The organism is Vibrio owensii CAIM 1854 = LMG 25443 (assembly GCF_000817815.1).
Classification (GTDB): domain Bacteria; phylum Pseudomonadota; class Gammaproteobacteria; order Enterobacterales; family Vibrionaceae; genus Vibrio; species Vibrio owensii.
The window spans coordinates 132,121-147,221 of the sequence record NZ_JPRD01000011.1 but is presented as its reverse complement, the minus strand read 5'-3'; the positions used below and the strand labels follow the sequence as shown (position 1 = coordinate 147,221).

Genomic DNA, 15,101 nt, shown 5'->3' with positions numbered 1-15,101 from the left:
GCTTCAAGCAATAGCAATCTTGTTCTAAATGTAAGCCAACAAAGCATCTTGAGTTGGCAATGCTGTCATCGCGCCTTTTTGCGTCGTCGCTAGAGCACCACAACCATTTGCCCAGTTAACTGCTGAATGGATCGCTTCTTTGTTCGCCCACTCATTTTGTTGAGCTAAACGAGCCAGCAAACCGCCCACAAAGGCGTCGCCAGCGCCTGTTGTATCAACAGGCTTCACTGCTTGACCCGCAATCAGCTCTTGTTCACCTTCGAATACAACCAACGCGCCCTTTGCACCTTGAGTGATAAGGGCAAGCGTATTATCGAATGCTTTGATGGCTTCAAGACCCGCTTCGAGTGAGTCCGTGTCGGTTAGGAACAGCAGCTCATCGTCAGAGAACTTCACCACGTCAGCCAGCTCAATTGCTTGGCGAACCACAGGCTTTAACTCTTCTGGGTTAGCCCAAACTTCTTCACGCAGGTTTGGATCAAAGCTGACGAAGCCACCGGCTGCTTTAATATCTTGCATCGCTTTTAGTGTGCTGCTGCGACTCGGTTCGTTTGCAAGTGCGATTGAACACACATGTAGCCATTCGCCTTGAACAAATGCAGGGATGTCAGCAGGGATTAGGAATTGGTCTGCACTTGGCTTCACCATAAAAGTAAAACTGCGTTCACCTGAGTCATCTAAATCTACAATCACAGTTGATGTGCGCTGTGCTTCATCCAACAGCATGTAATCTGTGTTGACTTGTTCTTGTGCCAGCGTTGCTTTCATGAAGCGACCCAAAGGATCTTGACCAACGCGGCCAAAGAAAGCACTGTTACCGCCTAATCGAGAAATTGCGACTGCAACGTTGGCTGGCGCGCCACCAGGGCACTTCAAATACGTGCTTTCTGTATCTGGAATCAAATCAACAACGGCATCGCCAGTCACCCAAATCTTACTCATAACTACTACCTAAAATAGAATCTAATCACTAACTACATTTTTGCTAAATCGTTTTAGCTGATCAATGTTTATTTGAACCAAAAAGGTCAAAATGACGTTAATTGTGATCTTAACCATGATCTAGAGTGTTTGCCCAAGCGCAAAGTGGGGGATTGTGATGGCTTTCATAATTAACCTGAGTATCATTGGCGGGATAATAAAAAGCCCAAGCTTAAAATAACCACGGAATGACCAGGTGAAGAACAAAAAATTAAAGCTAGCGGACATTGCAGAACTGGCCGGAGTGTCTAAATCCACAGTCAGCTTTGTCTTAAATGGACACGCCAAGAAACACCGAATCAATGAAGACACCGTAAAACGTGTCCAAGCAGTCGTCGCGGAACACAATTACGCACCAAGCCTTTATGCCCGCGCTTTAAAAGCGAAAAAAACGTATACCTTGGGCTTGGTTATTCCTGATTTGGCCAACATGGGTTTTGCTACAACCGCTAAGCAACTCGAGAAGCTCGCTCGAAGCAGTGGTTATCAGTTGTTGATCGCCTCTTCTGAGGATGAACCTGAGCAAGAACAAGAAGCAGTAAAGAGCCTATTAGAAAGACAAGTTGATTTACTGATGGTCGCAACGTCTATGTCTGACGATAGCTTTTATCAAGAAGTCAGACAGTTTACGCCTGTGATCTTGTTTGACCGTGTTATTGAGCAGCAGCAGATGACGACAATCAAAACCGACGCTCACAACGCCGCTAAGCAAGTCGTGGAGAAGTTGGGTAAGGGAGCAAAAGAGTGCGCTTACTTTGGCGGTCAGTTAGAGCTGTCCCCAAGTAAAGACCGTTTTGCCGGTTACCAAGCAGGGTTGGAGCAAGCCGGCGTGAAATTTGAAGCGGCATTGGTTAAACACAAGGATTACCAACCCGAGTCAGGCTATCAAATGATGCAGGAAACCTATCAAGAGTTAGGTCGCCTTCCGGAACGCTTGTTCGTTGCTTCTTACTCCATCCTTGAAGGGGTTTTGCGTTTTCTTTCAGAGCAGCAACTGTTAAATGAAGAGATGAAAATTGCGACGTTCGACAACTACGCTATTTTGGATTGCTTACCAATTAAGATAGATTCGATTGAACAGGATTGTGATTTGATTGCGCAAAGCTTATATGAAGCCGGCAAAGCGCTGCTAACCGATCCAAAACACACCCCACAGCAAGTGGTGCTTCCTGCGAAGATCCACTATCGCTAGGGCTGATTTGCTCAAGAGAGTGAAAGGGTAAACAACAGCAGTAGCGGCAACGTAATTATGCTGAAGAAATTACCAAACAACACCATCGAAGCGACTGTCATTGGCTCAATGTTAAGTCGCTCTGCAAACAAATAGTTCATGACGGCTGGTGGCAGCATAGTGAACAACACCATCATTTGCAGTTGCATTGTCGGCAGTGGAATCAACCAATAGATTAATGCAAATGCGATCGCACCAGTCCCAAGCGATTGCACTGTACACATAAGACCTACCTTTAAACCTCCTAATCTCAGGTTCAACATCTGGGCACCCAATGAAAGCAACATCACTGGTACCGCCGCTTGTCCGAGTAATGCGGTCGCCTCATACAACGGGTTCCAAATGCCAACTCCAGAAAGGTTAATGACCAAAGCGAGTGAAGCAGATAAGAAAATCGGCATCTTAATGATCTGTTTGAAGGGGTTTCCGCTACTGAGCAGCATTACGCCCAAACTGATGTGTAAACAGGCTGAGACAACGAACAACAGCACTGCCGAGGGTAAAGCGAGTTCACCGAACGTATACGTGAACAGCGGGATCGCTAAGTTGCCGCTATTTCGAAACATGTGTGGTGGTGCCCATGCTTTAAATGAAAGACCGGTCAGTCTCGTAATTGGTAGCATCACAAGGCCAGGAACGACGACAGCAATAACAGCAGCAACTAAAAGAGGGGCTTGCTCCATGTTGAGAGGCATGCTTACCAGCGATGAAAAGACGAGTGCTGGCGTGAACACATCCATATTAATGCGATTGATGGGGCGAAAATCTGGTCTGATGTAGCGGCCAACGAGATAGCCAACAAAAACCAAAGCGAATACAGGGAAGAGAATGCTGACGACTTGGTGAAACATGTTGGCTCGCTAGTAAGAGGGCGGTATGTGAAAACAGTATCAATGTTTCCATTTACCGTCATGGAGTAACACGCAGAATTTTGTCTTCGTTCAAGCTTTCGTTTTTCAATTCACCTAGCAGAATAGGTAAAAAAAGTATGCTGAATGTGACTGGTCAGATCTATTTTTGAAGTGACTCAAACTACTGAAAAACAGAGAAGTTTTGTGTCAATTGTTTGTAAAATAGCCAGTATCTGACATTTTTATTAAATAGTGATTAATGTTGTTTTAAGGTTTTAAACTAGTAATTTAAACTGGATATTTTTCTCGATAGAGAAGGAATTAAAGTAAAATCTGGAAATGATGGTAGGTAAAGTACCTCAGTGGTAAAACATTCGGTATATTAGCAAAGAAAAAAGTTGGCGAAAATCATAAGCTTGGCATACACTTCCTGATGTAACCCCGATATGTTGTTGAATTGGTAGGGTAAAACTGCTCTGGCGCTACACTAGGTAGCATTGTTTAACATAGCTTTGAGGAAAGTTTTATGGCGCTCACAAAAGCCGAACTTGCAGAAAACCTGTTTGATAAATTGGGATTTAGTAAACGGGACGCCAAGGAAACGGTGGAAGTGTTCTTTGAAGAAATTCGTAAGGCACTAGAAAGTGGCGAACAGGTAAAACTGTCAGGTTTTGGTAACTTTGACCTTCGTGACAAAAACGAACGACCTGGTCGTAACCCGAAAACTGGTGAAGATATTCCTATTACTGCTCGACGTGTCGTTACGTTCCGCCCGGGTCAGAAGTTGAAAGCTCGCGTAGAGAACCTAAAGGCAGACCAGTAAGCCATGTAACATGGAATGAGACCACGCTTTGTCGTGGTCTTTTTGTCTGTACGCTTCGTTACTTACTAAAGAACAAATAAAAAACCACCGCAATTGCGGTGGTTTTTCAGTACTGAGGAAATCAGTTTCTAAAAGACGGCTTGTTTACGCCGCTTCTAGGTGTGTCGTCAGGTACGGATGCCAAGCTTCTTGATACAAGTTTTTCGATTGAGTGCGCATGCTGCGAATCGACGCTGTCTCGATATCATTTAAGTTTCGTCCTTCTACCAGAGCTTGACGCTCCAGCTTCTGAATTTGTTCGTACAAATCATGCTCCGGGCCATTCTTAACATCAGCAATGGCTTTAAGGTGCAATTGAACTTCAGCAATCAAATTCGTTTTAGGGAGACGAACCAACAGGTTCAAGTCGCGGTAGCCAGAGGCCGTTGGTTTCTTAAAGCGGTTTTTCACTTTAACGATGGTAGTTTCACGCTCTAACGCTTCGTACACAGATACAAGGCTTGCTACGTCATCCGCGACGATAGTTGCTCGTGCTAAGTCTGTAATTCGCTCTACTTGGCCATCCAATTCGTGAGCAATTTTTTCTTCGGCACGATGTTGAGATTTAACGCCTGCGAAGTAAGGTTGGGCGTCAGTAAGAAGGGCAGTACTTTTACAGATGGTTTCTAACTCGAACTGCGCTTGGTGAGCTTTGCTGTAAAGTACGTCGAAATCTGAATAAGGTTGAGTTGGTTTGGAGTCGATTGACTGAATGCCATACAAACCACTAAGGCTATGCTTAAACAATTTTGAGCAAACTTCGTTTTGGCTAGCAGAACGGTTTTGTTGCTCGTTACTCGGGACATTTGGAAGTGCGGCGAACGCCGGCGCACGGCTTAGTACTAAAAGCATCAATGCTGTAGTACGTAAAAATAAGCTCATTCACTCTCCTTAACTTGCTTGCACTTAGAAAATGGGTAACGAAAAGGTCACTAAGATTCGCAAATCAGGTACTACCTAGTTGATGGGGGCTCTACGATAGATTCCAAGGCAGTTTTTTAGCCTTATGGTGGAATCGTGTTCTAGATCACCATTTTGCTTTCCTTTATTCTGACAACCAGAAAAAGGAAGGGTTCATTCTTGAACGATAGCCATACTACCATTGCAGTATTAACCAAAGATGAACGGCATAGACAAATTTGAAAAAATCATTAGTCTTACCCCACAAAAGCGAAGCGCAAAGCTCGAATCCACAATCAGCCGACAAGTAGAAGTAAAATGAGAGATCAAGAATTTTGGCACAGTAAATGGGCGAGTAACCAAATTGGTTTCCACCTAGATGACGTGAATCCACTGTTACCTGCATTCTGGCAGCATACCAATCCTAAACGTGAAGACACCGTGTTAGTTCCTTTGTGCGGAAAGTCAGAGGATTTAGTATGGCTTGCGACGAAGCATGATGACGTGCAGGGTGTCGAACTCAGCCTTATCGCCGTGCGTGCGTTTTTTGCTGAACACTTCTACACGCCGACTGTCACATCACTAAACGGCATGCATGAGTTGTATCAGTTCGATGAGTTGTCGATTTACACTGGCGACTTCTTTACTGCGCCTGTTTCTAAAGCCGATATCGTTTACGACCGTGCTGCGCTTGTGGCTTTGCCGCAAGAAATGCGAGAAGAGTACGTAACTCGTCTCAAGCAACTGTTGAACCCTGGTGGACGTATTTTACTTGTGACTCTTAACTACCCACAGGATGAGATGTCAGGCCCTCCATTTAGCGTGCCAGTCGAAGAGATTGAACAGCTGTTTGCGGGTTATAAGGTGACGTGTTTGAATGTCGACCAAGCCGACGAAAACCATCCTAAAATTGCGAAGAAAGGTCTAAGCCGCTTCTCTGAAGAAGTCTACTTAATAGAGAGCGAATAAAGGACTTTTCGAACCCACAGAAAGAAAAAGCGCAGCCAATTGAGCTGCGCTTTTGTCTATCTTTAGCTGATTAATGAAATTAGTATACGATCTGCACTTTAGATGCGTTATTCACTGCATCTTCAATCGAATCTTCAATCGTCTTACGACGCGTTAAAACAACGCCTAAGCGACGACGACCGTCGATTTCAGGTTTGCCAAACAAACGTACTTGGGTTTGTGGCTGAGCCAGTGTTTTGGCAACATTGTCAAAGCGGATATCAGTTGATGTACCTTGGCCTAAAATAACCGCTGATGCTGATGGTCCATACTGAACGATGTTGTTGATCGGCATTCCAGTGAACGCTCGAACATGCAGTGCGAACTCAGACATTTCTTGAGAAATCATGGTTACCATGCCGGTGTCGTGTGGGCGAGGGGACACTTCGTTAAAAATAACCTTATCGCCTTTAACAAACAGCTCTACACCAAAGATACCGTAGCCACCCAGTGCATTAACAACTTTCTCTGCTGTGTATTCAGCTGCTTTGATGGCGTTGTCTGACATTGCTTGTGGCTGCCATGATTCACGGTAATCACCATCTTCTTGACGATGCCCAATCGGAGCACAAAAGTGCACTCCATCAGCTGCGCGCACGGTTAGCAATGTGATTTCGTAATCAAAGTCAATAAAGCCTTCAACAATCACACGCCCTGCACCTGTACGACCACCTTCTTGTGCGTAATCCCAAGCCGTTTGAACATCTTCTTCTGATTTGATAACGCTTTGGCCTTTACCAGAAGAGCTCATCACTGGCTTAACAACACACGGGATTCCAACGTGTTCTACTGCTGCTTTAAAGTCCTCAAAGCTGTCAGCAAATTGATAAGGGGAAGTGTTTAGGGCCAACTCTTCAGCAGCAAGGCGACGAATGCCTTCACGGTTCATTGTCAACTTAGTTGCTTTCGCTGTAGGAACAACGTTCAAGCCTTTCTCTTCTAACTCAACCAATTTGTCGGTCGCGATAGCTTCAATTTCAGGAACCACGTAAGCAGGTTGCTCTTTATTGATGATCTCTTCCAGTGCCTGACCATCAAGCATGTCGATGACGTAGCTACGATGCGCAACTTGCATCGCTGGAGCATCGGCATAACGGTCGCACGCGATCACTTCCAAACCAAGACGTTGGCATTCAATTGCCACTTCTTTACCAAGCTCGCCAGAGCCCAAAAGTAATACACGGGTAGCATGAGTGCTAGTAGCAGTACCGAACATAGTGTTCCCTTACAAAATAAAGTGATGAAACCGAATTTGCAGGGGATCATACTGATTTTTTGTAATGATGCAAACGTTTGCGTCATCGCTTGGCTTCTACGTTTGTAATAATTAATATGCAATAAATCACAATAAATGATTATTCTCATTGAGAATATATTTCATATTGATAGATTTCTTCGCTTCTATAAAAAGGAGTCTAATATAATGAAATATATAAGAATAATCGGTTGTGCTATTGCAGTGATGCTTTTGTCTGGGTGTGTATCTCAAAAGGCGATGGATATCCCTTCAGACTTTTGGCAAACGGGTGGTGACAAAAATATCGCCGTTGCGTTTGTTCAGCCTCCAGAGATGGATGCGCATAGGAAAGGTGGTGAAGGTCTGCTGGATATGGCCATCAATGAAATGGTGACAGATAGTGTTGAATCTCATATCCAGTCACTGAAACACGATAAGTTTGAATTGGGTAAATCCAAGGTCGCGACACTTATCAAGAGCCGAGGAAGTCGCAGTGTGATTCTTCCAGAATACTATGAAGCGACCGATGAACATAAACTGCCGAAAGAAGAACGTAAAAAGGGCTACTTTGACTACGATGTTTCTGCAGTAAAAGAACAGTATCAAGCGACCCACTTATTGGTAATTCAAACCATGGCTGCCGGAACGTTGCGTGATTACTATGGTTTTATTCCACTTACATCGCCACGTGGTTATGTTAATGCTGAAGTGACATTGGTTGATCTCAGCAATAACAAGATTGTCATGGAACACCAGATTCTTGAAGAGGTAATGCTACCGGAAGATGTTGATTGGGATGACCCTGACAACCAATATCCAGAGATTACAAAGGTGATCAACCTGGCATTAGAAAGAGCCGCGAATCGATTAACTGAATTCCTATAATAAAAAAGAGCCCGACGGGCTCTTTTTTATTTGTATTGAAGTTTATGAATTAAACGTTCACAAAACTCACTGGAATATCAGGGTTTAGCGCTTCTAGCGTTGATTGAGTATCGGCTAGGTGGCTGATCTTGCCTTGTGAGTTCTCAACCAGCGCAGCAGCTTTGATGTCTTCAAACTGCTCACCAGCCATCAGGATTTGAATCAGTGCAACCTGAAGTGGTGGAAGGCTAGGGTTGAACGCTGCGTTTTCTGCGTAAGCGCCTTGGAATACGCGACCACTGTTCATCTCTAGAGCAATACCGCTCAAGTTGTTAGTGTAAGGCGCGTGGCTGATGTTCATTGCGCTGACCGCTTTTTGGATCAGAGCGTCATCTTCATCACACACAAACTCGTGTTTTACATCTGCCATTAGACCAGATTCGATGCCTAAGTCTGCAGGACCAAAAGCTTCTGGAAGGTAGTGGTGTAGTGACTTTTCTTCGCGTTCTGGCAATTGGATCTTGAGTTCTTTTGCAGTAGTGAGTTCATTCATGAACTGACGACAGTGACCACAAGGGCTGTAGTTGATGGTGATGTCTTTCACACCATGTTCGCCTTTCATCCAAGCGTGGCTGATCGCACACTGCTCAGCATGAACGGTTTGACCCAGTTGAACGCCGAAAAACTCCATGTTCGCACCAAAGTAAAGGCGACCAGATAGACCGCGAACAATCGCACCGACATAGAATTCAGAAATTGGAGCGTAAGAAAACGCTGCGGCAAAAGGAAGTAGAGCAACACGAAGCTCTTTGTCTGAAAGGTTGGTAGCGTTCAGCAGCTCATCAAACTGTTGCTCAGAAATAGTGGCATCAAAATCGTCAGCGAGAACGATAGGAGCAAGATGTGTTGAAAGTGCTTCAGGAGCGCTTGCTAGCGCCTGTTCAATGCGACTTTTCATGTTGAATCCTTGTTATTGCATGGACAGTTATTCTATGTGAAAGATGGAAATGTTCTGTGCTTTAGATCACGTTAATGTGTGTAATGATAATTTACGTTACATAATTAGAGTGAGCTCACACATGTATTCGATTTCACGACGATTTAACGTTATCTCTGTCCCACTAATAACTATATCAACGTATATTCATACTGCGAATTTTCTGGATGAGATTATGACCTGCTCACTTTATCGGGAAGCAAAGTAGAGCAGGTCATTGAGGTCTTTATTGGTATAACCAAACAGCCAAAGCAAAGAAGCTTGGCGCAAGAATAGAAGTGATGATGCCACACAGTACCAAAGCTAGAGATGAGAAAGCCGCATCACCAGGCTGTTTTTCAGCACATGTTGCTGTCCCAAGTGCGTGAGAGACAGTACCCATTGTCAGGCCGCGAGCGATAGGGTGCTTAATGCCGATAAGGTTGAAGATTGGGTAAGCCAAAATCGCCCCGAATAACCCAACGATAAGCACTAAAATAGCCGCAACGGCAGCTTCTCCACCTAAGTGGCTAGAGATTTCCATCGCGATAGGAGTAGTTACCGATTTGCCCACTAAGCTTGCAATCAGGCTGATGTCTGCTTTGAACGCAACGGCAATCAGTGTCGCTGTTAGCATCGACATCACGCTGCCCAAAGAGCAAGCCAGTGCGATAATGCGCCAATTGGCTTTGATTTGAGGCAGTTGCTCATAGAGGGGATACGCTAGCGCAACAACAGCGGGTTGAAGCAAGAAGCTAATATACTCGTTGTCAGCGTAGTAGGTTTCAAACGGCACTTTCAAAAAGGTGAGTAGAGGGATCAATACGGCAATGCTGATTAAAAGCGGGTTAGCGATTGGGTTGTTAACCTTAATTGCGATTTGACGAGCGGCAAGGAAAACCACAATAGTGACAAGTAACCACATATTAGTGTTTCTCCTTCAGCAAGTAATCTAAGAACCACGCTAAGCTGACCAATACGATCAGTGAACCGCCAACTGCACTTGCAATAATTGGCAGCGCATTCGCCAGCAACATATCAAAGTGCTGCATCAAACCAACACTGATTGGGACGAACAATAAGATCATGTAGCGAATGAAAAGCGTTGCGCCAGGTTTAACCCATTCGACTTTGACGAAGCCAAGGGTCATAGAGAAAAACAGCACAAGCATGCCGATGACACTTCCAGGAACAGAAACGCCAGTGAATTTTTGAATAGTGTTGCCGATGCCAAGTGCTCCCATGATGAGTGCGAGGGAAATGAGCAAATGGACCAGCTGTAGTAATCGATCTTTAATCATTTTGACAGCATATAAAACAATAAGCACACCCGAAGGTGCGCTTGAACAAGGTAAGAAATTAGGAGGCTAAGCTCTCTACATAACGATAGACGGATTTTAGTATCGCTATCTTCTTTTCGTCACTTTCATGTTCGTGAACTAAGTTTTCTAAATTCAGCATGTACTCTTCAATTTGGCTTTCGAAAACTTCACGACAGTGTTGTGCCCAACGTCTTTGTTCTTGTTCATCCAGTGTGCCAGCGTAGTGACGGGCACGGTAACGGAACAGCAACGGCTTGATGCGTTTGTCATCAAACTCAATGTCCAGTGCAGCAAGGTTGTTTGGGTCTGTTTCACGAATAATGTCCATCGCTGCGCGATCTGCTGGTGAAAAGAAGCCATCGTACAGTTGCGTATCCACATCATCGCTCTTTTCGAACTCACGCTCAATAGAGAATAGACTAATTAGCTTCTCACGGATTTCTGGGTGTTGACGCAGCAACGCTAGATTACTCAAACATTTCTGACGGTCGATTCCAATTACCTCTGCGTTCTCTGCCGTTAACGTTTTAGCTGGAGCAAGGATAGGGCACTTGTTCAGATGTACGAGCTTTACGGGTACAGGCAGTAAGTCACCTAGCTCTTCACGTTTGGTGTACAAACGCTCTTTCAACTCTTCTGCTGAAAGCTCAAGAATAGGCTGAGGATCTTTGGCTAAATCAATCGTGATGACGGCGTTATTGTTGGTTGGATGCCAAGCCACTGGCACAATCCAACTTGTGTATTGGCACTCACGTCCCATCATGCCTGACACGTGCATCAATGGCGTCATGTTTACAATATCGACTAACTCGTTCAGCTTGCGCTTGTTACGCATCGAGTAAAAGTAATCAAACAGCTTTGGTTGCGCGGCTTTGACTTTCTTCGCCATCTCAATAGTAGCAATTACATCTGCCATCGCATCGTGAGCATTGCTGTGTTCAATGCCGTTAGCCACGGATAAATGCTCAAGCTTGAAGCTCGTAAAGCCTTCATCATTCTCCGGCCATTCCACACCTTCAGGACGAAGGGCATGACACGCTCGCATCACATCGAGCAAATCCCAGCGCGAGTTACCGTTTTGCCAGCTCCACGCATACGGGTCGATAAAGTTGCGGTAACAAGTGTAACGTGTGACTTCATCATCGAAACGGATGCTGTTGTAACCAAGGCTCGTTGTGTTTGGTTTGGAAAGCTCGGCGTGGATCTTAGCGATAAACTCTGGCTCAGGTAGGCCTTCTTGCATGGCTTTTTGTGGCGTAATGCCAGTGATCAAAGCAGCTTCTGGTGAAGGGAGATAATCAGCAGGTGGACGACAGTACATGACCAAAGGTTCACCAATGATATTGAAGTTTTCATCAGTGCGAACGCCTGCGAATTGGCTTGGACGATCTTTGGCTGGACTTGTTCCCCAAGTCTCGTAATCAAAAAAGAAAAAAGTGGGCTGATTATCTTGGTGCATTCTGCTTACCGTTTACGGAACCGATTGAGGGTATTAGACCATTCAACGCCTTGACTCGCAACGAAAGATGCAAGGTGATGTTGTGAAAATGGAAAAGCCGAAGGCGAACCGTCGGCTTAATATTTGGGAATTGACTAATGCTTAGACTATTGAGGTGTTGTATCACCCAAAATCTAAGGTTAATAGCAAGCGAGGATCACTCGATTCAATGTTCGGAGACCGGTGTACCAGACCTCTGTTTTCATTGCCGCTCCAACGTTCACCTTTCAGAAGTGCAACATCACCCCCAGACAAATGTTGAATGTCATTCTCTTTCATGTACAAACCTGATTCCGAGTCTGGGAGTCCATTGCTACCGTGCCCCAGTTTGGCGCGATTGGCGGCGTCGTTGGCTAGCCACTGTGTCGCAGTACCATGATATGTGGTTACCAATCGGCAAGGTACTTGGTCAACGTGAAAGCGGGGACACATTGCACTATTGAGCGTTGCGAGGCGTAATCCTGCATCTTTGAGTTCAAACAGATAGCAGAACATATCAACCAGTTCAGCAATATTTCTTAGTAGCACGTCTGGTGCTTTTCCGTCAGTTGCGAATTGCAACGTTTCTAAAGCATTTTCCGGGGAGACGCTCAACGACTTACCAAAGTTGGGGTTTGATGTAACAAACGCTTTGCTGGCATCAATCAGTTGTTGATCAAATTGACGCTGCCAAATCGCGATATTGATGTCTTCCTGATAAATGTCTGCCAACACCGTCGGTTCTTTTCGTGCACTGAAACATGCTGTTTTGTGCGTGTTTCCCAAGGCTTCAGTTGTAATGGACTCGGTTAAAGTTGAAGTCATGATATAACCTCCGATGTTATTCGTATGCGGCTTTAGTTTGTTGAAATGTTATATCATAACAATTATTGCTAACAAACCCATTTGCCGCAAATGTTATTTAGACTCTGGTAAGTCTTTGAAAGAGTTGGGGGAGATTCGTCATGCTTTTATTTTAGCGAGTCTGAAAACCAAAAAAGCCGATGGGAAAACCATCGGCTCGTATAAGAAATGATTATTGGGTAGCGACTACGCTTTCTGTTCTTCCAACGCCGTTTCGCTATTGGTCGACTTTAACACTCGGCTAGTAATCGTTCCGGCTGTCATCGCGCCAGACACATTAAGTGCAGTTCGCGCCATATCGATCAATGGTTCGATAGAGATAAGTAACGCAGCAATTGTTACAGGCAAGCCCATTGCAGGTAGTACAATCAATGCCGCAAAAGTTGCGCCGCCACCTACACCGGCAATACCGAATGAGCTAATCGTGATAATAGCAATCAATGACAAAATGAAGTTGATGTCTAGAGGATCAATACCCATGGTTGGCGCTACCATTACCGCCAGCATTGCTGGGTAAATACCTGCACAGCCGTTCTGACCGATAGTGGCACCGAAAGAAGCGGACAAGTTCGCAATCGCTGGCGGCACATTTAGCTTGGTGATTTGTGCTTCAACGTTAAGTGGAATCGTTGCTGCTGAGCTGCGTGACGTAAACGCAAATGTCAGTACAGGCCAGATCTTCTTAAAGTACTCTGCTGGGCTCACGCCAACGAAAGACACTAGTAGTCCGTGTACAAGGAACATAAGTAAAATAGCAACGTACGATGCCACGATGAAGCCTAACAGGTTAAGGATGTCACCAGCACTTGAAGTTGCAACGACTTTTGCCATCAGCGCTGCGATACCGTAAGGCGTCAATGCCATGATCATTTTAACTAAACGCATCACGATCGATTGAGCAGCCTCAACAAAAGTGCGAATAGGAGATTCTAGCTCTTCTTTTTCTGCCATCACTTTACGTGCAGCGATACCCACTAACACACCAAAGATAACCACAGCAATGATCGATGTAGAGCGAGCTCCTGTTAGGTCAGCAAATGGGTTGGTTGGAATAAAGCTAACTAGCATCTGAGGAATCGTTAAGTCGCTTACTGAGCCTACACGGCTTTCTAGTACCGCAATACGAGCTGTTTCACGCGCACCTTCTGTGAGGCCTTCTGCAGAAAGACCAAACGTTGTGGTAACCAGAATACCAATCATGGCAGCGATAGCGGTCGTAACGAGAAGAACAGAAATCGTAAGGCCAGAAATCTTACCCAGAGAGCCGCCTTTTTCCAGCTTAACAACCGCTGAAATCATAGAGACAAGTACCAATGGCATAATGACCATCTTCAACAGGCCAACGTAACCACTACCAACGATACCAACCCACTCAAGCGTTTGAGCAATCACATCGCTGCCTTCACCATGAATCAGTTGTAAAGCAAGACCGAAAAGTGAACCAGTCACGAGACCAATTAACACAAGACGAGATAACGTGTTCTTTTTTTGTTGTTGGTTAAAAAGAAAGAATAATATGGCGATAAACACCGCCAGAGAGGCAACCACTGCGAAATTCATAATCTGACCTTATTAATCAGCGCCAAATGCTGACTGTTTTTTATACGGGGCTATATACTGATAACGTAAGATACCGATCGGGATATAACTTTAAAAATGAAAAACAGGTATTAGATAGATCGAAAATGAATATAAAAGTGAGACGCATATCTCGTGCAATAACGTTTTAGCACGAGGTTTATCCGATTTTACTTAGTCATAATGCTTGATGAGGTCCATCATCTCTCTTCTATGCAAATAGACGATTGGGTCTTGTTGATAGCTGAAAACTTGGTAAATCATCGCTTTGGCGACGTCTTGAGCTTGAATTGGCACAAAATTAGCCAGTTTTCCCAGCATAAGCGGACGAATTACTTTAGAAAGAGTCTGAACAACCTTCTCATCTGTACGAGGGTTTTCTCGTTGCCCGACCAGAGGCCCTGGTCTTGCGAACACCACTTCTTCAAAGCCCATCTTTTCAATATTTTTTTCCATGTGGCCTTTGCAAGCAAGATAGTGGGATGATGAAGAGGCTTTTGCACCCAAACTCGATACGACGGCCAGTCGTTTTACGCCAATCAACTTCATTTGCTGAGCCACTTTACACACCAACTCAACATCGATTTTCCTTAAACCGTCTTTGCTGCCAGCTTGCTTCAATGTCGTACCAAGACAAATAAAACCAACACGAGGGGTCGGTTGTTGTTCGTCCCAGTCATGAATGGTGAGTTCAGCATCGAGAAGTGGGATGATTTTATTATCAGGGTCGGCAATGTCAGTGAGGGCTCGTCGAGAAAGGGAATACAGAGTTACGATGCTAGGCTGCGAGATCAGTTGATGGATGACTTCTCTACCAACCAGCCCTGTTGCGCCAGCGATAATGACACATGCATTTGAATCGTTACTCATTGTATTCTTCCTCATAGAGAACAGTTGCTTAGGCTATTGTAGCTTAATTGTTCAGCCAAGCATTAGGCATGCTATCAATG

Annotated in this window: 15 protein-coding genes; 4 read left to right on the top strand and 11 right to left on the bottom strand. The window is 44.8% G+C overall.

Annotation, left to right across the window (positions count from 1 at the left end):
* Window positions 1-24: 24 nt before the first annotated feature.
* Complete coding sequence (locus tag H735_RS05820) at window positions 25-942, bottom strand: aminoimidazole riboside kinase (RefSeq protein WP_020194849.1); 918 nt, start codon at window positions 940-942, stop codon at window positions 25-27.
* Window positions 943-1,177: 235 nt separating this feature from the next.
* Here H735_RS05820 and H735_RS05815 point away from each other — a divergent pair, with 235 nt between their 5' ends.
* Entirely contained in the window at window positions 1,178-2,173 is a 996-nt protein-coding gene (locus tag H735_RS05815) for a LacI family DNA-binding transcriptional regulator (protein WP_020194848.1), read from the top strand.
* A gap of 11 nt (window positions 2,174-2,184) precedes the next feature.
* On the opposite strand, the gene H735_RS05810 is transcribed toward H735_RS05815, so the two are convergent.
* Window positions 2,185-3,063 (bottom strand): AEC family transporter, encoded by an 879-nt coding sequence (locus H735_RS05810; protein ID WP_020194847.1) that lies wholly within the window; start codon window positions 3,061-3,063, stop codon window positions 2,185-2,187.
* A gap of 526 nt (window positions 3,064-3,589) precedes the next feature.
* Here H735_RS05810 and ihfA point away from each other — a divergent pair.
* A complete protein-coding gene (gene ihfA, locus H735_RS05805) occupies window positions 3,590-3,886 on the top strand; it encodes an integration host factor subunit alpha (RefSeq protein ID WP_005427969.1) in 297 nt (98 codons plus the stop codon).
* A 144-nt stretch (window positions 3,887-4,030) separates the two neighbouring features.
* Here the strand turns inward: ihfA and H735_RS05800 are convergent, their stop codons facing one another.
* Window positions 4,031-4,807: a RelA/SpoT domain-containing protein gene (locus tag H735_RS05800; protein ID WP_005439815.1), complete on the bottom strand. Its 777-nt coding sequence runs from the start codon at window positions 4,805-4,807 to the stop codon at window positions 4,031-4,033.
* Between the two features lie 336 nt (window positions 4,808-5,143).
* Between H735_RS05800 and H735_RS05795 the strand changes: the two genes are divergently transcribed.
* Window positions 5,144-5,794, top strand: coding sequence for a thiopurine S-methyltransferase (locus H735_RS05795; protein WP_020194846.1), 651 nt, complete (start codon window positions 5,144-5,146; stop codon window positions 5,792-5,794).
* 79 nt (window positions 5,795-5,873) lie between these two features.
* Here the strand turns inward: H735_RS05795 and purT are convergent, their stop codons facing one another.
* Window positions 5,874-7,049, bottom strand: coding sequence for a formate-dependent phosphoribosylglycinamide formyltransferase (purT, locus tag H735_RS05790; RefSeq protein WP_020194845.1), 1,176 nt, complete (start codon window positions 7,047-7,049; stop codon window positions 5,874-5,876).
* Window positions 7,050-7,256: 207 nt separating this feature from the next.
* On the opposite strand from purT, the gene H735_RS05785 reads away from it, so the two are divergent.
* Entirely contained in the window at window positions 7,257-7,955 is a 699-nt protein-coding gene (locus tag H735_RS05785) for a putative periplasmic lipoprotein (RefSeq protein ID WP_009705895.1), read from the top strand.
* A 49-nt stretch (window positions 7,956-8,004) separates the two neighbouring features.
* Here H735_RS05785 and cdd read toward each other — a convergent pair whose 3' ends face one another.
* From cdd to H735_RS05750, 7 genes are all read right to left on the bottom strand, one after another.
* On the bottom strand, window positions 8,005-8,892 hold the full coding sequence (cdd, locus tag H735_RS05780) for a cytidine deaminase (RefSeq protein ID WP_005439818.1): 888 nt from the start codon (window positions 8,890-8,892) through the stop codon (window positions 8,005-8,007).
* 265 nt (window positions 8,893-9,157) lie between these two features.
* Window positions 9,158-9,835, bottom strand: a complete 678-nt coding sequence (locus tag H735_RS05775) for an LrgB family protein (protein ID WP_009705896.1) — start codon at window positions 9,833-9,835, stop codon at window positions 9,158-9,160.
* 1 nt (window position 9,836) lies between these two features.
* A complete protein-coding gene (locus tag H735_RS05770; protein WP_005439820.1) occupies window positions 9,837-10,211 on the bottom strand; it encodes a CidA/LrgA family protein in 375 nt (124 codons plus the stop codon).
* 58 nt (window positions 10,212-10,269) lie between these two features.
* Window positions 10,270-11,691, bottom strand: a complete 1,422-nt coding sequence (gene sbcB / locus H735_RS05765) for an exodeoxyribonuclease I (protein ID WP_020194844.1) — start codon at window positions 11,689-11,691, stop codon at window positions 10,270-10,272.
* 162 nt (window positions 11,692-11,853) lie between these two features.
* Complete coding sequence (locus H735_RS05760; protein ID WP_020194843.1) at window positions 11,854-12,534, bottom strand: DUF1826 domain-containing protein; 681 nt, start codon at window positions 12,532-12,534, stop codon at window positions 11,854-11,856.
* A 225-nt stretch (window positions 12,535-12,759) separates the two neighbouring features.
* Window positions 12,760-14,133 carry an L-cystine transporter gene (locus tag H735_RS05755; RefSeq protein ID WP_020194842.1) on the bottom strand — a complete coding sequence of 458 codons (1,374 nt, stop codon included), beginning with the start codon at window positions 14,131-14,133 and terminating at the stop codon, window positions 12,760-12,762.
* Window positions 14,134-14,325: 192 nt separating this feature from the next.
* Window positions 14,326-15,021, bottom strand: a complete 696-nt coding sequence (locus tag H735_RS05750) for an NAD(P)H-binding protein (protein ID WP_020197793.1) — start codon at window positions 15,019-15,021, stop codon at window positions 14,326-14,328.
* Window positions 15,022-15,101 lie beyond the last annotated feature (80 nt).